The 20,745-nt window shown below is 45.4% G+C and carries 15 protein-coding genes; 5 read left to right on the top strand and 10 right to left on the bottom strand.

The genetic code is table 11. The annotated features are described in order from the left end of the window. Window positions 1-114: 114 nt before the first annotated feature. From MHM87_RS18200 to tkt, 8 genes are all read right to left on the bottom strand, one after another. Window positions 115-1,602 carry an efflux transporter outer membrane subunit gene (locus tag MHM87_RS18200; protein ID WP_239260517.1) on the bottom strand — a complete coding sequence of 496 codons (1,488 nt, stop codon included), beginning with the start codon at window positions 1,600-1,602 and terminating at the stop codon, window positions 115-117. After that, the gene (locus tag MHM87_RS18205) at window positions 1,592-4,777 is read right to left on the bottom strand and encodes an efflux RND transporter permease subunit (protein ID WP_075176026.1); all 3,186 of its coding nucleotides are present in this window, start codon (window positions 4,775-4,777) and stop codon (window positions 1,592-1,594) included. Before MHM87_RS18205 ends, MHM87_RS18200 begins: the two co-directional genes overlap by 11 nt. 9 nt (window positions 4,778-4,786) lie before the next feature. After that, window positions 4,787-5,872 carry an efflux RND transporter periplasmic adaptor subunit gene (locus tag MHM87_RS18210; RefSeq protein WP_039224934.1) on the bottom strand — a complete coding sequence of 362 codons (1,086 nt, stop codon included), beginning with the start codon at window positions 5,870-5,872 and terminating at the stop codon, window positions 4,787-4,789. A 195-nt stretch (window positions 5,873-6,067) separates the two neighbouring features. Then, window positions 6,068-6,382: a hypothetical protein gene (locus tag MHM87_RS18215; protein WP_230633693.1), complete on the bottom strand. Its 315-nt coding sequence runs from the start codon at window positions 6,380-6,382 to the stop codon at window positions 6,068-6,070. 222 nt (window positions 6,383-6,604) lie between these two features. Continuing rightward, on the bottom strand, window positions 6,605-7,504 hold the full coding sequence (locus MHM87_RS18220; RefSeq protein ID WP_131136011.1) for a fructose bisphosphate aldolase: 900 nt from the start codon (window positions 7,502-7,504) through the stop codon (window positions 6,605-6,607). 301 nt (window positions 7,505-7,805) lie between these two features. Then, the gene (locus MHM87_RS18225; protein WP_014948385.1) at window positions 7,806-8,981 is read right to left on the bottom strand and encodes a phosphoglycerate kinase; all 1,176 of its coding nucleotides are present in this window, start codon (window positions 8,979-8,981) and stop codon (window positions 7,806-7,808) included. Between the two features lie 116 nt (window positions 8,982-9,097). Further along, window positions 9,098-10,108, bottom strand: coding sequence for an erythrose-4-phosphate dehydrogenase (gene epd, locus MHM87_RS18230; RefSeq protein ID WP_039219548.1), 1,011 nt, complete (start codon window positions 10,106-10,108; stop codon window positions 9,098-9,100). Window positions 10,109-10,126: 18 nt separating this feature from the next. Next, window positions 10,127-12,118: a transketolase gene (tkt, locus tag MHM87_RS18235; protein WP_239260519.1), complete on the bottom strand. Its 1,992-nt coding sequence runs from the start codon at window positions 12,116-12,118 to the stop codon at window positions 10,127-10,129. Window positions 12,119-12,545: 427 nt separating this feature from the next. On the opposite strand from tkt, the gene metK reads away from it, so the two are divergent. Together metK and MHM87_RS18245 are read left to right on the top strand one after the other, a co-directional pair. Next, window positions 12,546-13,691: a methionine adenosyltransferase gene (gene metK / locus MHM87_RS18240; protein WP_014948382.1), complete on the top strand. Its 1,146-nt coding sequence runs from the start codon at window positions 12,546-12,548 to the stop codon at window positions 13,689-13,691. Between the two features lie 239 nt (window positions 13,692-13,930). Further along, window positions 13,931-14,401 carry a hypothetical protein gene (locus MHM87_RS18245; protein ID WP_014975740.1) on the top strand — a complete coding sequence of 157 codons (471 nt, stop codon included), beginning with the start codon at window positions 13,931-13,933 and terminating at the stop codon, window positions 14,399-14,401. An 88-nt stretch (window positions 14,402-14,489) separates the two neighbouring features. Here the strand turns inward: MHM87_RS18245 and MHM87_RS18250 are convergent, their stop codons facing one another. Beyond that, window positions 14,490-14,987: an exonuclease domain-containing protein gene (locus MHM87_RS18250; protein WP_239260521.1), complete on the bottom strand. Its 498-nt coding sequence runs from the start codon at window positions 14,985-14,987 to the stop codon at window positions 14,490-14,492. A 336-nt stretch (window positions 14,988-15,323) separates the two neighbouring features. Here MHM87_RS18250 and MHM87_RS18255 point away from each other — a divergent pair, with 336 nt between their 5' ends. From MHM87_RS18255 to MHM87_RS19910, 3 genes are all read left to right on the top strand, one after another. Then, window positions 15,324-16,502, top strand: a complete 1,179-nt coding sequence (locus MHM87_RS18255; protein WP_239260523.1) for an ABC transporter substrate-binding protein — start codon at window positions 15,324-15,326, stop codon at window positions 16,500-16,502. Then, window positions 16,499-19,378: an ATP-binding protein gene (locus MHM87_RS18260; protein ID WP_239260525.1), complete on the top strand. Its 2,880-nt coding sequence runs from the start codon at window positions 16,499-16,501 to the stop codon at window positions 19,376-19,378. The genes MHM87_RS18255 and MHM87_RS18260 overlap by 4 nt, the downstream gene beginning before the upstream one ends. Before the next feature lie 133 nt (window positions 19,379-19,511). Beyond that, complete coding sequence (locus tag MHM87_RS19910) at window positions 19,512-19,637, top strand: hypothetical protein (protein ID WP_275443921.1); 126 nt, start codon at window positions 19,512-19,514, stop codon at window positions 19,635-19,637. Window positions 19,638-19,656: 19 nt separating this feature from the next. Here the strand turns inward: MHM87_RS19910 and MHM87_RS18265 are convergent, their stop codons facing one another. Further along, window positions 19,657-20,601 carry an EamA family transporter gene (locus MHM87_RS18265; protein ID WP_239260527.1) on the bottom strand — a complete coding sequence of 315 codons (945 nt, stop codon included), beginning with the start codon at window positions 20,599-20,601 and terminating at the stop codon, window positions 19,657-19,659. Window positions 20,602-20,745: the final 144 nt, after the last annotated feature.

Raw genomic sequence — 20,745 nt, forward strand, 5'->3', positions numbered from 1 at the left:
TTAAGATTTACAACGAAATGAGGCCGCACCTTAGTTTGGATATGAAAACTCCTAATCAGGTGCACAAACAAAAAGGCCAGCTACTGGAGCTGGCCTAAAAACTGTCAACCTATCTTAGGACGGGTCAGACTGCCATCCGCCTCCGAGTGCCTGATACAAATCGACCAGTGCGGCCATTTGCTGCTGACGAGTTTCTATAAACTCGCTACGCGCTTCCAGTGCTTCTCGTTGCGCAAGCAGCACCTCTAAATATTCACCATGAGCTGACGAAAAAAGCCTATTGGCAATATCAATCGACTGTTCGAGTGAAGCAATTTGATGACGCCGTGCTTCAGCACTTTTCTCCAAATTATCAAGCTTCGATAAACTGTTTGTTACTTCAGCTACCGCCGTTAAAACGGTCAGTTCATATTCGTAAGCCGCTTCAATTTGTTCGGCGCTGGCATTTTGATAAACCGCCTCAATCGCCCTGCGGTTTATTAATGGCGCAAAAACATCACCAGATAAGGAATATGCCAATGACTCAGGCACATTAAACAAGTAACGACTATCAAACGCCGATAAACCTACCCCTGCTTTTAGCTCAAAAGAAGGGTAGAAGTTGGCTTTAGCCACATCGATATTTAACTCTGCTGCTTGGAGCGTGAGTGCAGCTTGTTTTATATCAGGGCGATTGTCTAATAGCGTAGAGGGTACACCCACCTGCGGGCTTTTTAGCTCGGCGCTGAGCAACACGTTACTGTCCCTTTGAATGGGCTGTGGAGTGCGTCCTAATAACAGATTGAGCGTGTTCTCTTTCTCTAGGATTTCCTGCTCAATCAAGTAACGCTCGCTCTCGTTTTTCTTCACTTCCGCGTTAAAGCGCGCAACGGGTAGCGATGACGCCCGCCCGTATTCTTTCAACGCATTAATAGTGTGAATAACATTGCGCTGTAGCGAAATGGTCGAGTCAAGATTCTCTAGCTTGTTATCTAGCGCCAGCAGTTCATAGTAAGTACGCGCAACTTCAGATACTAACTGGGTAACGAAAAAGTTCTTACTTTCAACCGACGCCAAGTATTCAAGCGAGGCCACTTTAGACGCATCTCTCAGCTTATGCCAAACGTCAATTTCCCACGATGCATTAAGGCCTAGCTTTAAGTTTGCCAGCGGGTCGGGAAATTCTTTATCCTCCTTGATATTTAACTGTTCTTCTACTGCGCCTTCCCGGGTATATTCGCCTACCTTTTCGGTTTCAGCGGCTACCCCCGCAGAGAGTCGAGGCAAATATTCCCCTTCCCGTGCATACACTTCATTCGACGCCATATTAATGCGTTGAATTAATATAGACACCTCTTGGTTGTTCTTAACCGCCGTATCCACCAGCGCAGAAAGCGTAGGGTCGTTAAACCACTCACTCCATCGAATATTTGCTTGTGTACTCTGGTTAATCCCTTGACCAGCCTGAGTATCCATTTGCGAAACTCTCGCGTTAAACTGCTCTGGCAAATCTAGTTTAGGGTTTCGCGTTTCAATGGTAGGAATGGCACATGCCTGTACTAACAACGCACTACTAAGCGCTAACCACAGCGGCTTATAGGTAAATCGCTTTTTATTTGTCATCGCTTAGCACCTCATCGTTATAGTGGTAAGTTTCAGTAAGAGGGACATGATCTTCGTTTTTGATTAATGACTTACCTTCTTCAAGTTTGGCGAACAAGTAGTAAAGCCCAGGAATAACCAGCACACCAAAAATAGTGCCGAACAAAGTACCGCCTAAGGCAGAAGCACCAATAGTTCTATTTCCCACTGCGCCTGCCCCCGTTGCAATAACAAGCGGAATTAGCCCTGCTACAAACGAGAACGATGTCATTAAGATTGGACGGAAGCGCTGTTTGGCCGCTTCAACTGCCGCGTCAGCAATCGATAAGCCCTGCTGATTTTTTTGCACTGCGTATTCCACAATAAGCACGGCATTTTTGCCGAGTAACCCAACCAGCATAACTAAGCCAAGCTGCGCATAAACGTCGTTGGCCAGCCCCATTCCTTTGAGAAACAGGAATGAGCCGAGAATACCGGTAGGTAGTGAAAGAATGACTGCAAAAGGTAGAAGCAGACTTTCATATTGTGATGCCAGCACGATATATACAAACAACAATACTACGGCAAAGATAACGATGGCTTCATTGCCTCGTTTAGCCTCGTCAAATGACAGGCCTTCCCAACCTATGTCATATCCTTTTGGCAGGGTTGCAGCCGCTACTTCCTCAACTGCTTTTATCGCTTGCGCCGAGGTATACCCTGCTGCAGGCTCTGCACGAATTGCTGCCGAGGTATAAAGGTTGTAGCGTGTAATTTCATTAGGGCCTTGGGTTTTAATCAGCTTCATAAAGGCCGAGTAAGGCACCATTTCACCTTCTTCGTTTTTCACGTAGTAATCCAATAAGTCACTGGGATAACGACGATATTCCGGTGCACTTTGTGTGTACACTTTGAAGAAGTTATTAAAGCGCGTGAAGCCTTGCTCATAAGTACTACCAATAAGAATATTCAAATTCTCCATGGCCGCGCCAATAGATACCCCTTTCTGCATTGCAGCTTGGTTATCTATCTCAATTTTGTATTGAGGATAATCGGCCGCGTAAAACGTGAATAAACCTTTTAGCTCATCACGTTTACCGAGTTCTTCCATGAAGGCTTTGTTGATTTGGTCGAACTCTTGATAGTCGGTAGTGTTGGTTTTATCAAGTAAACGAAATGATAACCCTGACGACGCGCCATAACCCGGCACAACAGGCGGTTCGAAATACTCAATCACTGCACCTAAGTGGTGTGTTTTGGCTTCTAGTTCTTCAATAATGTCACGTACCGACTGTTCGCGATTAGCCCAATCTTCAAGGTTAATCAAGCAGGTACCCGCGTTTGAACCTCGACCTTCCGTAAGGATTTCATAGCCAGCAAGCGAGGACACCGAGGAGACGCCTTCAACGTCCAGCGCCAAGCTTTGCAACTCTCGGGCTACTGTATTCGTCGCTTCAAGGGTACTGCCTGGCGGTGTTTGAATAATGGCATAGATTTGCCCCTGGTCTTCACCGGGAATAAAGCCTGTAGGTAATGCCTGATTAACGCCAAAGGTACTTACCACAAAGCCCGCAAGCAGCACTACAGTAACACTGCGGCGCGTAACGATAGCTTTGATAATGCCTGTATAACGACCGGTTAACTTATTGAAATAATGGTTGAATCCATCAATAAACTTGCTTAATGGCGTTGCTTTCCTTGTGTGTGAATGAGGGTTTTTAAGCAACATTGCACACAGCACTGGCGTTAATGAAAGCGCAACAATACACGAGATGATAATTGACGATGACATGGTAATAGAGAACTGGCGATAGAAGACACCTACCGGGCCCGTCATAAAAATAAGGGGCACAAAAACCGCCGTCATCACCAGTGTAATCGCGATAATAGCTCCCCCCATTTCGCCCAGTACTTGTTGGGTCGCCATATAAGGGGTTAGGCTGCTGCTCTCTTCCATTTTCGCATGTACGGCCTCTACGATAACGATAGCGTTATCCACCACAATCCCTATAGCTAGTACCAATGCGAACAGAGTAATAAGGTTTATGTTCACCCCTGTGGCCTGCATGCAGAAAAACGTCCCTACCAGTGAAACCGGCACAGCAAGAAGCGGGATCAATGTGGAGCGCCAGTCACCCAGAAAGATGAACACCACCAAGGAAACCAAAATAAAGGCTTCAAACAAGGTATGCAGCACTTGTTCAATAGAGGCATCTAGAAACTTGGAAACATCGTAGTTGATTTCGTACTTCATGCCTTCTGGAAACGTTTTTTCTAGTTCAGCCATAGTGGCTTTCACCTGAGAAATAACCTCGTTGGCACTGCTTCCGTAGTTCTGCTTAAGTACTATGGCAGCGGAAGGATATCCGTCTTTGTTTGAATAAATATCGAAAAATTCACTACTTAACTCAACATCGGCAATATCACCTAATTTGAGCAAGCGACCGTCGGAATCGGCGCGAATAATGATATTTTTATATTCTTCAGGCTCGTCGTAACGTCCTTCGTAAATAAGCACGTATTCTTTGGACTGAGCAGTAATGCCTGAGCTTCTGCCAAGTCGTCCAGGGCGTCCAATCAAGCTTTGCTCGTCTATCGATTCCATGATCTCATCTACAGAAACATTGTAAGCACGCATGCGATCAGGCTTTAACCAAATTCGCATGGCGTACTGGCGACTTCCCAATATTTTTGCACTGGCAATACCGTTTACCCGCTGTATCTCTGGGATAAGGTTGATATTGGAATAGTTGTACAGAAACTTTTCATCAGCCGTTTCGTCCGTGCTATAAACGTTTATGTACATCAACATGCTAGGCTGAACCCGCTCTAGTACCACCCCTTCTAACTGCACGAGCTGGGGCAGCCGGTTCATGATCTGGTCAAGCCGCGTTTTCACATTAATGAGCGCCTGATTCGGATCTACATCTAAATCGAAGATAACTTGAATGGTGGCTTCACCCGCGCTGGTCGCATCAGACACGATGTACTTCATGCCCGGCACACCGTTGATTGAACGCTCAATGGTAACCAGCGATGACTTCACCAATACATCAGCGCTCGAACCGGGATATGCCAGAGAAATAAGCACTCGCGGCGGAGCAATATCTGGAAACTGTGACGTGGGTAGGCTAAACACCGACAACACGCCCAAAAATATAATCATCAGCGATAGCATGATGGCCATCACTGGACGTTTAATAAAAACTCCAAACATAGCGCCCCCTTATTCTGCGTGCAGTGACAGTTCAGCTAATGTGTCGCTGGCTGAAATAAGTTCAGGCTCTATCTCATCGCCGTTCGAAACTCTTCGCAGTCCTTCAATCAAAATAGTGTCGTCCGGCGCTAGTCCGTCTGAAACCAGATAGATGTTAGGGAGTTCTGCAGCGATGTTAATGTGGCGGGTTGCTAACTTGTTCTCGCTATCCAGCACATATACAAAGCTTTGATCGAGAATTTCGAATGTGGCTTTCTGAGGAATAACTAAAGCATCCGGATAGGCAATATCCACCATGACATTACCGGTTTGCCCATGTCTTAGCAGTTGGTCTGGGTTAGGGAAAGACGCACGCATTTCAATGGTACCGGTATGATTATCAAAATCAGCTTCAATGGCATCTATCACGCCTTGATGCGCGTAAATACTGCCATCGGCAAGCTTTAATCGCACTGACGTTTGATCATTTGATGCGCTGTTCTGCGCGTACTTTAAATACTCTGATTCAGGCACATTGAAATACACCCACATTGTGCTGATATCAGACAATGTGGTGAGCAGTTCGCCCTCATCAAGCAAACTTCCCGTTCGAGCTTCCAGTCGGTCCATTTTGCCTGTGAACGGCGCTTTGATATCTGTGAATGCTAAGTGAGTCTTTGCCAGTTCAACTTCAGCCTGAGCTTTTTGAAGCTGTGCTTCTATGACGGCAAGTTCGTTAGGAGAAACAATGTTTTGTTCAACAAGCGACTTTGTATTTTTGTACTCCATCTCTACCGATTTAGCCTCGGCTTCAGCGCGGTGTAGTTCAGCTTCATATACGTTCGGCATTATTTTGAACATGGGCTGGCCACGTTCTACCGTTTGTCCCTCATCAACAAAGGTCGATTGAAGATAGCCTTTTTCCATAGCTCTAACTTCAATATGTTGAATGGCACGTATCTGACTGACGTACTCTTTTACCAGCGTTGTGTCTTGTACGATAGGATGAGTAACGTTGAATTGAAGTTTTTCGTGATGCGCAGCATGTTCTTCATGTCCACAACCACCTAAAAGTGCGGAAACAATGCTTACTGCAAGAAGTGCTTTTTTGCTCATAATGTAAATTCGTAATAAAAAGGCTAATCGTGACATGCCTTATAAAAAGACAGCATGCCACTAGCGCGCTTTCAGCAAATAGGTTCACCGCTGATAATTAAGCACGCAAAAACATCCAGCAAAGCGCTGGCGCGTTGTTAGGAATATCGAATTAACGTGTTTTTTAGGTAGCCAATAACCGCTAAACCTAAAAAACTAAGCAATAGGCGGCGCTCGGGTTAACGGCGTTGCGTAGTTAAGGGATGTTTTGAAAAGCCCACGCGGACGTGGTTTTGCGGTATCCGTGAAGGAGTCCGTAATGTAATCCAGCACAACATTTTGTGGCGGGACGGGCTCTTCCGGCGCACTTTCCTCAGTATCAAATTCAAATGAATATTCTGAGATAGAAGCATCAAAATGATGCTTGAACGTGATCGGCTTGTAATCCTGTTTAAGTCCAGATAAGCAAGTAAACAACAACGCAATTAATGCGTATATGGTGTACTGCTTCATGTACTGATGATTATTCACCGATGATTATTCCAGAAATTCAATTATATAAGGAAAATTGAGGCGTTATGCTACACAGGCGATTACGCTTTTACAAGAAACATTCTTGCTAGTAAACGCAGGCAATAAGCGATTGCACGTTTTCAGAATCGACAAAAGCGAAATGGAATAAGAAGTGATAAAACCGCACAACGAAAAAGAGCGCCATTAGGCGCTCTTTACAATCAATTTAAAAGGAGAGAATTAAGCTTTAGACGCTTGGTAGATACCTTCAATTGCAGTATCAAGCGTTGCTTCAAACTCTTCTTGAGTTTGCTGTGCAGATACGCCTTCTGTCAGTGCGCGAGAGAAACTCGCGATCATACCTTGGTTTTCTGCCAGCTTCGCGTTTGCTTCCTCGCGACTATAGCCACCAGATAGCGCCACTACTTTGAGTACGCGAGGATGGTCAACAAGCTCTTTATAGAAGTTTGCTTCTGTCGGAAGCGTAAGCTTAAGCATGACTTCCTGACCTTCGTTTAGCAGATTAAGCTGGGTCAAAATCTCTAGCTTAAGTAATGCTTCTGCTTCCGCTTTTTGTGGACTGTGAATATCCACTTCTGGCTCAATGATTGGAACAAGGCCCGCAGCTAAAATTTGCTTACCCACTTCAAATTGCTGAGCAACAACGTCTTTAATACCTTGGTGATTCGCAAGCTTAACAACACTGCGCATTTTAGTGCCGAATACATCTTGCGCCACCGCTTTAGCTAGCAGTGCATCAAGACCTGGCATTGGCTTCATTACCTGCACGCCATTGCTTTCTTCAGCTAATCCTTTATCTACCTTTAGGAACGGAATTACGCGCTTCTTCTGCCACAGGTAGTGTGCAGAAGACATGCCTTCAATTTCTCTATCAAGGGTGTTTTCAAACAAGATTGCGCCAAGAACGCGCTCGCCGCTAAAAGGGGTGCTGGTGATAATGCGTGTACGCATTTCGTGAACAAGATTAAACATCTCTTCGTCTGAGCTATACTCTGACTCTTCGATGCCGTATAAGCGCAACGCTTTAGGGGTACTACCGCCGCTTTGATCTAACGCTGCAATAAAACCGGTTTGCGTCTTCAGTTTATCCAGCATTGCCTGCTGAGCTTGTGATGCCATTGCAACACTCCTTTTGTATATTACTGCCTTAATAGACAGGTGTAGGGTTTATTGTTATACCAATTCTATTAAAGATCTGTTTGTCTCAGACGCAGCATGCCAGCACCTTAAGTAAACACATCTGTAATAAAGTTGGTATTTATGCCTGCGTACTTCACTGTTTCGCAGGTGTAATCGTTTCCGATTAAAAGGTCACGCTCAAAAATGCTGTTACTGAGCGTGACACTTATGGGGTAACGTTTGTACTAGGCCTCAGCTATCTAGAGCTTTAAAACGCTGCGTTTACATGCAGCGCCCAGGCTTATTTATTTTTTTCTTCTAGTACTGCTACCGCTGGTAGTGTTTTGCCTTCCAAGAATTCTAGGAACGCGCCACCACCTGTTGAAATATAAGAGACCTTATCGGCAATCCCGTATTTATCAACTGCTGCTAGTGTATCACCACCACCTGCGATTGAGAATGCGTCGCTTGCCGCAATCGCTTCAGACAGCGCTTTTGTTCCAGCACTGAACTGTTCAAATTCAAATACGCCTACAGGGCCATTCCATACAATGGTTCCCGCGTTCTTGATAATGTCCTCTAACGCCTTTGAAGAATCTGGACCAATATCAAAAATCATATCGTCGTCGGCAACGTCACTGACTACTTTTAGCGTCGCTTCGGTATTCTCATCAAACGCTTTGCCCACGACCACATCTGTAGGTACTGGAATATTACCGCCATTCGCCTGCGCTTCATTCATAAGCTGCGTGGCTTGCTCGGTAAGGTCCATCTCTACTAGTGACTTACCCACATTATGGCCTTGAGCAGCAATGAAAGTGTTGGCAATACCGCCACCAACAATCAGCTGATCAACTTTTTCAGCCAATGTTTTTAACACGGTCAACTTGGTAGATACTTTAGAGCCACCCACAATAGCAACCATTGGACGTTTAGGGTTGTCTAGCGCTTTGCCAAGTGCGTCTAATTCTGCAGCAAGTAATGGGCCAGCACAGGCTTTTGGTGCAAACTTAGCAACGCCATGAGTAGACGCTTGTGCGCGGTGAGCAGTACCGAACGCATCCATAACAAAGATATCGCAAAGTGCTGCGTACTGTTTTGCCAGTGTCTCGTCGTCTTTCTTTTCGCCATTATTGAAGCGAACGTTTTCAAGAATGACGAGCTCACCTTCGCTAAGCTCAACACCGTCTAGGTAATCTTTTACTAGCTTTACCGGCACATCTAGGGCGTCGTTAAGGTAATCAACAACAGGTTGAAGGGAGAACTCATCAGCAGGCTCGCCTTCAGTAGGGCGACCAAGGTGAGACATCACCATAACTGCCGCACCTGCGTCTAGGGCTGCTTTAATCGTAGGGATTGATGCTTTGATACGCGCATCAGAAGTTACTTTGCCGTCTTTTACCGGCACGTTTAAATCTTGTCTAATTAATACGCGCTGACCTTTTAGGGCCATATCGCTCATGCTTGGAATTGCCATCGTCTTTCCTATGTTAATTTAAATTCAGTAGAGCGTGTTTTGAAGGTAAGACACGCTCAAATTAACTGTGAAAGCTGCGCGGGCTGGTGCTACCAACCCTTGGCAGCATCAATGCTTTATTTTGCGTCGAACATCACTTTTGCGGTATCGAGCATACGGTTTGCAAAACCCCATTCGTTGTCACACCATACTAGTGTTTTAACCAGTTGTTTGTGACTGACTCTTGTTTGTGTGCCATCTACAATACACGAGTGAGGGTCGTGATTGAAATCTACCGACACCAAAGGCTCTTCGGTGTAGTCCAAAATGCCCTGTAAACGCCCCGCTTTTGCATTGCGAAGGGCTTGGTTCACTTGCTCAATCGTTACCTTAGATTGAAGCGTTACACTCAAATCCATGGCAGTAACATTGATAGTTGGCACTCGAACCGCAATGGCTTCGAATTTTCCCGCAAACTTAGGCAGAATGCGCTCTATACCGGCAGCAAGTCGGGTATCAACGGGAATAATCGACTGACTTGCAGCACGGGTTCTGCGCAAATCTTCGTGATAGGCGTCGATAACTTGCTGGTCGTGCATAGACGCGTGAATGGTTGTGATCGTACCACTTTCAACACCGAACGCAGCGTCTAGCGCTTGGATAACAGGAACAATGCAGTTTGTGGTGCAAGAGCCGTTGGAGACTAATTTTTGTTCACTGGTCAACGTGTCTTCGTTGGTTCCGAAAATGACCGTATTGTCTAAATCTGGTGACCCGGGTGACGAGAAAAGCACTTTGCCAGCGCCTGCATCTAAATGTGCTTGCCCCGATGCTCTGTCATCAAACTTGCCCGTACACTCAAGCACAATATCAACGCCTAAGTCTTTCCAGGGTAGGTCTTTAATATCGTTTACCGCAAGCAGCGTAATATCGTCACCTGCGACATTAAGCGTGTTATTTTCTAAGGCCACATCAAAACGGAACCGCCCGTGGGCGGTGTCGTATTTAAGTAAATGTGCTATGCCTTCGGGTTTAGCAATGTCGTTAATGGCCACCACGTTAAATTCGTTGTTGCGCCCACTTTCATACAGCGCGCGCAACACGTTACGACCAATACGACCAAACCCATTTATGGCAATATTTACCATAGGCTTATCTATTACCTCTTACAGAGACAGTGCAGCCTCTACTACAGCGTCAGTGGTAATGTTGAAGTGCTTGAACAGGTCGCCCGCAGGTGCAGATTCACCAAAGGTGTCCATGCCTACGATAGCACCATTAAAGCCAACGTACTTGTACCAGCTATCTTTAGACAAGGCTTCAACCGCTACGCGTTTAACTACGCTAGAAGGTAGTACACTTTCACGGTAGTCAGCAGACTGTCGGTCAAATACGTCAGTTGATGGCATAGACACTACGCGAACGGCTTTGCCTTGCTCGGTCAGTTTCGCTGCTGCTTCAACGGCTAGCTGAACCTCAGAACCGGTACCAATAAGAATAAGCTCTGGCGTACCTTCACAGTCTTTAAGTACGTAACCGCCTTTAGCGATATCTGCAACTTGTTGAGCCGTTCTTTCTTGCTGTGCTAAGCCTTGGCGTGTGAAGATTAGTGTTGTTGGGCCGTCAGTGCGCTCAATAGCAGACTTCCACGACACAGCAGACTCAACCTGATCACAAGGACGCCAGTTATCAAGATTAGGCGTTGCACGTAGCGCAACCACCTGCTCTACTGGCTGGTGTGTTGGGCCGTCTTCACCTAGACCAATTGAATCGTGGGTGTAAACGAAAATTGCAGGCTGCTTCATTAGCGCTGCCATACGTACCGCATTGCGTGCATATTCCATGAACATTAGGAAGGTTGCACCGTATGCCTTAAAGCCACCGTGAAGGGCAATACCATTCATCATGGCAGACATACCAAACTCACGTACACCGTAATAAATGTAGTTACCTGACGCATCGTTCGCTTCAACGCCTTTGCTGCCTTCCCAAATAGTAAGGTTAGAACCAGCAAGGTCAGCAGAGCCGCCTAATAGCTCAGGAAGTAGTGGACCAAATGCGTTTAGTGCATTTTGCGACGCTTTACGTGAAGCAATATTTTGTGGGTTAGCTTGAAGCTCAGCAATAATTGCATCTGCTTTTTCGCTGAAATCTGCTGGCAACTCGCCATTTACGCGGCGTTTGAACTCTGCCGCAAGCTCTGGGTAAGCGGCTTCGTATGCCGCGAAAGCGTCATTCCACGCGCTCTCCGCGTTTGAACCTTTCTCTTTAGCATCCCAACCCGCGTAAATATCGTCTGGAATTTCGAACGCGCCATGGCTCCAGCCAAGCTTTTCGCGAGTGGCTACAATTTCATCTTCACCTAGTGGTGCACCGTGACAAGACTCGGTACCTTCTTTATTAGGCGAGCCGAAGCCAATAGTGGTTTTACAACAAATAAGCGTAGGCTGCGCGGTGTTCGCTTGCGCCTTTTCAATAGCGGCTTTTACTTGCTCTGCATCGTGACCGTCAACGCCATCGATCACTTCCCAACCGTAGCTCTTAAAGCGTGCTGGTGTATCGTCAGTGAACCAGCCTTCTACTTCGCCATCAATTGAAATGCCGTTGTCATCCCAAAACGCGATAAGCTTACCAAGGCCTAGTGTGCCGGCTAGTGAACATGTCTCGTGTGAGATACCTTCCATCAAGCAGCCATCGCCTAAGAATGCGTAGGTGTGGTGGTCAACAATATTGTGACCATCTTTGTTGAATTGTGCCGCTAGCACTTTCTCGGCAAGCGCCATACCCACAGCATTACTGATACCTTGGCCTAGTGGGCCAGTGGTCGTTTCAACACCTGGCGCATAACCGTACTCAGGATGGCCTGGCGTTTTTGAATGCAATTGGCGGAAGTTCTTTAATTCTTCTATTGGCAGTTCGTAGCCCGAAAGGTGAAGAAGAGAGTACAACAGCATCGAGCCGTGACCATTTGAAAGCACAAAGCGATCGCGGTTAGCCCAAGATGGGTTTGCAGGGTTGTGTGATAAGAAATCACCCCATAGTACCTGTGCGATATCAGCCATCCCCATTGGGGCACCTGGGTGACCAGATTTAGCTTGTTGAACGGCATCCATGCTTAATGCACGGATTGCATTGGCGAGTTCACGACGAGAGGGCATGTTGTCTCCTGATTTATTTTGTATCTTTTGTTTCGTATCTTAGCGGGCTAGGCAAGCTAGACGAGCGTAGAGGTAAGGCGTTCGCTCTACTTCTTTATACGAATGAATGTGGCGTTATTCTTACCTATGCCACCTTACAGTTCAATGGGTTTTGATTGCCAATAGTGAAAGTCTTAGTAAAAAATGGTCTATACCTTATCCATCACGTATTCCCAATACATCAAAAACGGTTATATCTAACGTCTGGTTTTACTAGTACATCATTCGCTTTACCAATTTCGTCCTGGATAACCCCATTAGTGATCGGGTTGTGTCAACTATTCGTAACGAAGAGACTTTTAGACGTCTAGAAGTAAAGACTGGTATTTATAACTTGTTTTAGTACAATATACGACTATTTTGATAATTTAACGCTTACGGAGCATTTATGGCCACGCATTTATTCACATCCGAGTCAGTGTCTGAAGGACATCCGGACAAAATTGCTGATCAGATCTCAGATGCGGTTCTTGACGCTATTTTAGAACAAGATCCTCGCGCTCGGGTGGCCTGCGAAACGTATGTAAAAACCGGTATGGTTTTGGTGGGTGGTGAAGTAACTACCTCTGCATGGGTAGATATTGAAGAGCTTACCCGAAAAACAGTTAAAGAAATTGGCTACACGCACTCAGATATGGGCTTCGACGCTGATTCATGTGCGGTATTAAATGCTATTGGCAAACAGTCACCTGACATCAATCAAGGTGTTGATCGCGCAAGCCTTGAAGAACAAGGTGCTGGTGACCAAGGTCTAATGTTTGGCTACGCTAGCGACGAAACTGACGTACTAATGCCTGCGCCAATCACGTACTCTCACCGCCTTGTTCAAAAACAAGCCGAAGTGCGTAAATCTGGTAAGCTAGACTGGTTACGCCCAGATGCTAAAAGCCAAATTACTTTCAAATATGAAAACGACAAGCCTGTTGGCATCGACGCGGTTGTGCTTTCAACCCAGCACTGTGATTCAGTAAGCACTGAAACAGTTCGCGAAGCGGTAATGGAAGAAATTATTAAGCCAGTGCTGCCTAGTGAATGGATTGATGGAAATACACGCTTTCACATTAACCCAACGGGACGATTCGTTATCGGTGGTCCAATGGGCGACTGTGGCTTAACAGGTCGTAAAATCATTGTTGATACTTACGGTGGTATGGCCCGTCACGGTGGTGGCGCGTTCTCTGGTAAAGATCCATCAAAAGTAGACCGCAGTGCAGCATACGCGGGTCGTTACGTTGCTAAGAACATTGTTGCAGCAGGTCTTGCTAAGCGCTGTGAAATCCAAGTGTCTTATGCAATTGGTGTGGCAGAGCCAACGTCTATCAGCATCGATACCTTCGGTACAGGTGTGGTAGATGAGAAAACGTTAGTAGCACTGGTCCGTGAACACTTCGACCTACGCCCGTATGGACTTATTCAAATGCTAGACCTTGAGCGCCCTATTTATCGCCCAACGGCTGCGTACGGTCACTTTGGTCGTGACGAATTCCCATGGGAAGCAACAGATAAAGCAGAAGCGTTAAAAGCATCGATTTAATTCGATAACCCAATAACGCTTTTAAATACGCCGCTCAGTTTTTATAACGCTTTGCAAAAAAGTGTTTGTATAAACTAGCGGCGTTTTTATTTGGCTCGCAAAATCAACGAAACAAATAAAAAACAGCAAAGAATATTTTCATCATCTATTTTTTGCAGCTATGCTTAAATAACGAACACACTATCGCTTGTAGTTTCTGGTTGTTTACAAGCCATGATAACAACAACTTGGGCTCTTCCATGAATGTGGTTACTGGTATTCTTCTGGCACTTACTTTGGCTGCGTCTATGGCGGCTTCCCCCGTGCTCGCGGAAATGAATGCTCCCCACTACAGCCCTATCCAATTCAAAAGCAAAAAAATAGCCCGGTGGCAGCTAAATAGTATGTACCGCATTCAATCTACAACCGAAACTTATCTATACGACAACAGTTATACCTACCCAGCGGGGTCACAAGGTATGTTTAGCGCCAGCCGGCGGTTTAACACTTGGGTTCCGCAAAAGGTCTATGCAACGTACAAAACCAACAATACCGCCTTTCAGCATTACGCAGAGTGGCTTTATTTACCTCATGATGTAGGTACTTTTACTCGGTTGGGCTGGCTGCTTGGCAAAAGCGAGGGTTTAAACATGGCGGTAGAACTTGAACATAGGCAAGTTGGGGAAGAAGAGAATATGGCTCTCTCATTGGGCGTCAATTACTTGTTTTAAGTCATCCTTGTTTTAGGTCACCGCTACATTGCATTCACAGTGTGCTTTTAGTATTAAACCCCATCATAAAGACGAAACGTAGTTGCCGTTATGCCAATGATAAGGTTTTTGCGTAAGTCTGTTGAATTACCATCGCGTCGGAACTCGCTCTATGACGCTTAACATCAAGTTGGCTCGCAAGACGGCTTTTCACCTCATGCCATTGATTCATTTGTGCTTCAGACAAAATATATTCCAATGCTCTACACGTAAAAGACATTTCTACCTGCGCTGCGGCGTAGAGCTTAATTAGCCACGGGTTATCAACGACCCAACCGTCACTGTAAACCACCGTATTGCCAAGGAAGTTATTTAACTCAAAACAGACTTTTCGAGGCTCTTCTCCTCGAGTTTGCAGCATCTGCTGCGTTATGCCGTGCAGTGACTCCGCTTTTCGATCCCAGTGAACCCACGAGTCAAAGGGCCGAAGTAGCTTACACCACTTTGCACCATCATAGCGCACGATACCTATTTCAATAGGGTAACTCGCTGCGCCAAATCCACTTGCTTCAATGTCTATTATTGTTGGCAGGGTATTCTTTCGCACTCACGCTCCAAACCGCTGTTTATCCTTGCTTGCAACATACGCAAACCATTTTTATCAGGCGGTTTTACTGCTACCTCGTCACCAGAGGAACAACTAAACAACGTCGAGCACTGTTTAGCAAATGTACAACCACTCTTCTCGAAATATAAGCTAATAGTAGAATCGTGCCACAATTAATGCGCACTCGTTTAGTACACCAACCCGTCGCCAGCGCTCAAAAATCTCGTAAAAGCTCTCAAAAAAGCATCAAACTTATACTAAAGGATAAGACGTTTACGCTAAAAGACTGAGCGCATTGCTATACACTTTTAAGGTTAACATTTAGGTAGCCTATTCATGCGTGCACTTTCTATCTTTCTCTCGCTGGCTTGCGTCTTTTCAATTTTTACTGCAAGTAAAGCATTAAGTTCAACGGAACCTCTGGTGATTGGTATTGATGCCGATCTTTCAGCGGTAGCTGTTGAAGGTGGCATCGCTATTACAAGAGGGGTCGAGCTTGCCGTCGACGAAATAAATGCCGCTGGTGGGATTCTAGGTCGTCAAATAAAAGTTATTGCGAAAGACCATCGCGGCAACCCAGCTCGAGGTGTATATAACATTGAGCAATTTTCCCAAACTCCCAATTTACTTGCGGTAGTAGGCGGCGTTCATACACCTGTAGTTCTCGCTGAAGTCGACCCAATACACGAAAAAAACATTTTGATGTTGGTTCCTTGGGCAGCGGGGACGCCTATTATCGACAACGGGCACTCACCGAATAACATATTTCGCGTGTCGGTACGCGACGCTGAAGCAGCGTCAGTCCTAATTAATCACGTCAAATATATGGGGCTTTCAAATATCGCGTTGGTATTGGAAAGAACAGGATGGGGACGCTCAAACCTTGAATCATTAACACAAGCTGCAAGTAATAATGATATTGATATAACAGCAACCCAATGGATAAATTGGCAGCAGAAAGACTTTTCTGAGGATATCGCGGCAATAAAAAGCGCGAAAGCGGAAGCGATTATTCTTGTCACTAACGTTCCTGAAGGTGTTGTGGTACTCGATGAGATGGCAAAACAAGGCATCGCCTCTCTCCCTGTTGTGTCGCATTGGGGAGTCGCGTCGGGTCAGTTCGCCTCTTTACTTGCAAAGCCCATCGCTAACTACAATGTTTCAGTACTTCAAACCTTCCACTTCAACCACCAGAAAAATACCAAGGCGAAAAGCTTGTTAGAAGCCTATTATAGTAAGTATGGCTTGGTGGATGCGACTGCGATTGGTGGTGTGACAGGTTTGGCTCATGCTTATGATTTAACTCATTTAATCGCGGCAGCTGCCGCGAAAGCTGGTAGTATAGAAGTAGACGCATTACGCGGTGCGCTAGAGTCTCTTCAAAATGTGCAAGGTGCAGTGAAGCACTACACAGCTCCATTTTCAGAGGACAGACACGATGCACTCTGGGCAAAGGATTATTTTATGACTACGTTTAACGAAAAAGGTCACTTGGTAACAACGGGCGTGCAATGATGCAGCAGCCCCCAAGGTTACGCTCTCTTCTGCTTTCAAGCATGTTACCGCGACTGGTTTTACTCGTCGCGGTTTTGTCTATCATTCTGTTTGCTCTCTCTTTCCACTTCATTGTTAAACAAACCGACCAGCTTCAACAACAATCCGTTGATGGTTTAGAACAAGATATCAATTACATTGTTAGCGACACCACTAGACAGCTAGCAGACTTGGCAGCTAACGATATCATCATCAATTCTTTGGTTGATTTCGAGCAAAGGGATAATTACCTTCCCATGTTTTTCCGCTCGTTAAATTTAACTCAGGCGAAAAGTGTCGAGTTTGCGCTATTTGATTTTGCCGGGAACCGGGTGATTGATAAAAACTGGAATGCTGTTGTCCCCGAGTCGCTCAGTAGTGCATGGCGCCAGCAAACCCTTGGTTCATCTAATGCATACTCCTCGGTATCAAAGTACGGCGTCTTAATAAGCGTTCCAGTGTTACTTAGAGGCGTAGCGGAAGGCGCACTTGTCATGTATGTGGATAGCTTGCAGTCTTTGCTCGCGCCCTATCCCAGACTGACTAACCAGCTTGTTACCGACTCTAGTGGGCATGTCCTGTTTAGCAGTGAGCCCTCACTCATTGCTCCCAACTCAAGCTTTTCCGATTTTGATGACAGCGGCTACGCTATAAAAAAGGCTGATTGGCAAAATCTAACCTTATACAGCGTGAAACCCACCATCACCGCATACAGAGAAGCCGCATGGACTGGGATTGTATTGCTGGCAATGATTGTAGGCTTCGTATTTATCATTTTGCATATGGTGAGTATGACGGGAACGCTTGCCGAGCGAACACTTTCGACTTTGTACAATGACATTAAGAATCGACTAAACAGTGATGATAAGACCTCACTACGCCTTGATAGTGACGTTGAGGCCCAAGAACTTGCGGATATTCGCGAAGCGTTTGACAAACTGATTTGGGATCTAACAGAGGTTTCACTGTCTAACGAACAGTTTTCCAACGTGTTGGAGTCAATGGGCGATATGCTTGTTGTGGTTGATCAAGACAAGCAAATTTTACTTTCTAACAAGCGCTTCGACGACTTTTGTCATGACCAGTACGGTGAAAAGAACGGTATTTTGAAGTTCATTATGCAAAAGCTCGCTTCTTCACAGAGCAATGAACTTACACACTTTTCGGTATCAACCGGCCAAGAGCGGTATGTTCATTGGACTAAAACATCACTGGCCGATGCTAATGGCAATATTCGTGGTGATATCTATGTTGGTAGCGACGAAACTGAACAACGCTCTCTTGAAAGTCACGTTAAAGTGCTCACTCACGCTATGGATGAAGCAACCGTGTCGATCATCATTTCGGACATTAAGCGCGTCGGCCAACCAATAATATACGTAAACAGTGCCTTTGAAGAGCTTACAGGCTACAATCGTGAAGAAATAATCGGTCATAATTGCAGGTCGATGCAGGGCGATGAAACCAGCAAGCAGACAGTTGACCAAATCCGCAAGGCTATTGCAGTGCGCGAGCCTATTGAAACGACGCTGCTCAACTATAAAAAAGACGGCAGCGCCTTTTATAATCGTTTGAATTTAACGCCGGTAAAAATAAATGGTGAAGTCACTCACTATATCGGGTTTCAACAGGACGTTACTCAACAACGACAAACCGAACAGTATCTTCAGGATGCGCGAGAAAAAGCGGAAGAGTCTGCCCGTCTTAAATCGAGCTTCCTCGCTAGTATGAGCCATGAAATACGCACGCCAATACACGGTATTTCTGGTGTTTTGCAGTTAATGGCTAGCTCTGAACTCACTGAGGAGCAAAAGCACTACCTGTCTCTTGCTAAGTTTAGTATCCAAGGCCTTTTACATATCGTAAATGATATTTTGGACTTCTCTAAAATTGAAGCTGGCCAATTGCAAATTGAAGAACACCCATTCGACATTTTAGAATCGCTTGAAAACCTTCAAAGTCAGTACGCGATTATGTGCCAAGAAAAAGGGTTAGCGCTACATTTTCACTTTGATTTACAAGGCTTTCACGTTGTACAAGGCGATGATGTACGCTTTAGACAAATACTCTCGAACTTGTTAGGTAATGCCGTGAAGTTCACCGACAGTGGATGCATTGAAGTCACCACCAGCATTCAGCAAAACGCAGATAACAGCCTTAAGCTTTTATGTAGCGTAAAAGACACCGGCATTGGTATCGCACAAGATAAGCAAAGTACAATCTTTGATGTCTTTACCCAAGAAGACCTTTCTACAACTCGCAAATTCGGCGGAACAGGCCTTGGACTTTCTATTAGCAAACAATTATGCGAACTCATGGGCGGCGATATAAAACTTGAGAGCGTTAAAGGTCACGGAAGCACGTTTTCTTTTACTATTATGCTTGAACAAGCCGACGAAGCCCTGCTTAAGCCAGTTCACCACTCCTCAGGAGTGAAACGGGAAAAAGGGAAAAAACGCAAAGTATTAATTGTCGAAGACAACGACATTAATCAGGTTATTGTTAAACAGCACCTAAATAACCACACTACATTGAGTGCCAAATCAGGCCTAGAGGCACTTGAAGCGTTGAACAAAATGAAAGTGACCTTTGATGTTGTCTTGATGGACTGTCAAATGCCGGAAATGGACGGCTTTGAAGCAACTAAACGCATAAGAAATGGTGAGGCCGGAGAACGCTATTTAAACGTGCCGATCATCGCACTAACCGCCAATGCCATGAAAGGTGACAAAGAGCGCTGCGTTAACGCCGGAATGGACGATTACCTAAGTAAACCTTTTGATGCTATTGACCTCATCGACAAAGTTGAGCATTGGGCAAGTATTGAAAGAAATAGCGAAGAAAGCGCCGTTCATTAAGTTCTGTTTACGGAGAAACCGTAGGGATGGTCTTCGGCTATGTGTATTTTGATTCTGATAAGTTTGTCAGAATGGACTTCAAGCCGAGAGCAATCTTTTCTTAGCGCTGGGCCCCATCCATACCGCAGGCAATATGGCGTTGCGTATTCACAATCGACATAAAGATAAGCTCCCCGCCATTAACCGCGCCATTGCTGAATTAAAACAAACGGGTCAAATTGATAGAATACTTAACAAGTATTCTGACTTTTCATTATAAGCCACACGCAGTTTCAACATTACGCCGTTGCTTTTTTGCCATAGCGCTTTAAAGCAAAGGGAAATTTTATCGATTGGATTAAAAGGCAAAGACACACCAGCGTCATGCCAACCCACCCCACCGGCTTGAATACTTCACCAATCAGAAAAATAGCGAAAAGTGTCGCAACCAGTGGCTCAATTAACGTAATAAGCGTAGCTTTACTCGCTTCGGTAGTGCGAAGACCATAGCCAAATAGCAAATAACCAAGAAACATCGGCACAACAGCCATATAGAGTGAAACGCTAATGTGGATAGTGTTAGCAAACAAGTTTTGACCGGTAAACCAGAGGGAAGGCAACAGAGCAACGGCAGCGCAACCGAAAAGTCCGGCCATGGCAGATTTTGAATTTGCGCCAGCGTCAATGTGTTGCTTCGCGGCCCATGAGTATCCAGCGTAAGTTAAACCTGCAATTAAACCCAATATAACGCCGAACACCTGATCATCTTTAGATGCTGACAACGCCATTGCGTCGTGTGCCTTACCCATGGCTAACATGCCAATCCCAAACGCACCAAATACAAAACTAATGAACCATTTTAAAGGCACGGGCTTTTTACTTAAAAAGTACTCTAAAAGCGCAGCGAATAGTGGTGCACTGGCGATAGAAACCACGGTGCCAATGGCAACGCCTGACAAACGCATTGAGCTGTAAAAGGCCAGCGGATAAATTGCAACACATGCACTGCCAAACAGAAAGGTCAGTGGTGTAGAAAAAAGAATAGGTGCATCCTTTACTAGTGATTTTCGGGCACTAACATAAAGCAATACACCGCCTATACCCATTGCAAAGGCACCGATTGCCAGAGGACTGATTTCTGGAGCGAACTGAGCGGCAGTGCCTGTTGTCCCCCACAGAAAGCTTGCGATAACAATTGCTAAGACCCCTTTTACTACACCGCTTGTATTCACTGCCTTCTCCACTCTATTACTCGCCTTCTTAGCTTTAACTGTTGAACAATGCTTTCATGTTGTACTTTCTAATTAACCCATCAGCTTTTACTGTGACGCTGATATAAACCGATTGCTGCCGCTTGCTTTTATCACTCAGTCATTTTTGCTCTTAGG

The sequence above is a fragment of the Alteromonas sp. Cnat3-28 genome (genome assembly GCF_022348265.1).
Classification (GTDB): domain Bacteria; phylum Pseudomonadota; class Gammaproteobacteria; order Enterobacterales; family Alteromonadaceae; genus Alteromonas; species Alteromonas macleodii.

What these genes read in the sequence shown, in the direction of transcription:
- MHM87_RS18200 (WP_239260517.1), bottom strand. Translation starts at nt 1,602, where the DNA reads ATGACAAATAAAAAGCGATTTACCTATAAGCCGCTGTGGTTAGCGCTT.
- MHM87_RS18205 (WP_075176026.1), bottom strand. Translation starts at nt 4,777, where the DNA reads ATGTTTGGAGTTTTTATTAAACGTCCAGTGATGGCCATCATGCTATCG.
- MHM87_RS18210 (WP_039224934.1), bottom strand. Translation starts at nt 5,872, where the DNA reads ATGAGCAAAAAAGCACTTCTTGCAGTAAGCATTGTTTCCGCACTTTTA.
- MHM87_RS18220 (WP_131136011.1), bottom strand. Translation starts at nt 7,504, where the DNA reads ATGGCATCACAAGCTCAGCAGGCAATGCTGGATAAACTGAAGACGCAA.
- MHM87_RS18225 (WP_014948385.1), bottom strand. Translation starts at nt 8,981, where the DNA reads ATGGCAATTCCAAGCATGAGCGATATGGCCCTAAAAGGTCAGCGCGTA.
- epd (WP_039219548.1), bottom strand. Translation starts at nt 10,108, where the DNA reads ATGGTAAATATTGCCATAAATGGGTTTGGTCGTATTGGTCGTAACGTG.
- tkt (WP_239260519.1), bottom strand. Translation starts at nt 12,118, where the DNA reads ATGCCCTCTCGTCGTGAACTCGCCAATGCAATCCGTGCATTAAGCATG.
- metK (WP_014948382.1), top strand. Translation starts at nt 12,546, where the DNA reads ATGGCCACGCATTTATTCACATCCGAGTCAGTGTCTGAAGGACATCCG.
- MHM87_RS18245 (WP_014975740.1), top strand. Translation starts at nt 13,931, where the DNA reads ATGAATGTGGTTACTGGTATTCTTCTGGCACTTACTTTGGCTGCGTCT.
- MHM87_RS18255 (WP_239260523.1), top strand. Translation starts at nt 15,324, where the DNA reads ATGCGTGCACTTTCTATCTTTCTCTCGCTGGCTTGCGTCTTTTCAATT.
- MHM87_RS18260 (WP_239260525.1), top strand. Translation starts at nt 16,499, where the DNA reads ATGATGCAGCAGCCCCCAAGGTTACGCTCTCTTCTGCTTTCAAGCATG.
- MHM87_RS19910 (WP_275443921.1), top strand. Translation starts at nt 19,512, where the DNA reads ATGGCGTTGCGTATTCACAATCGACATAAAGATAAGCTCCCCGCCATT.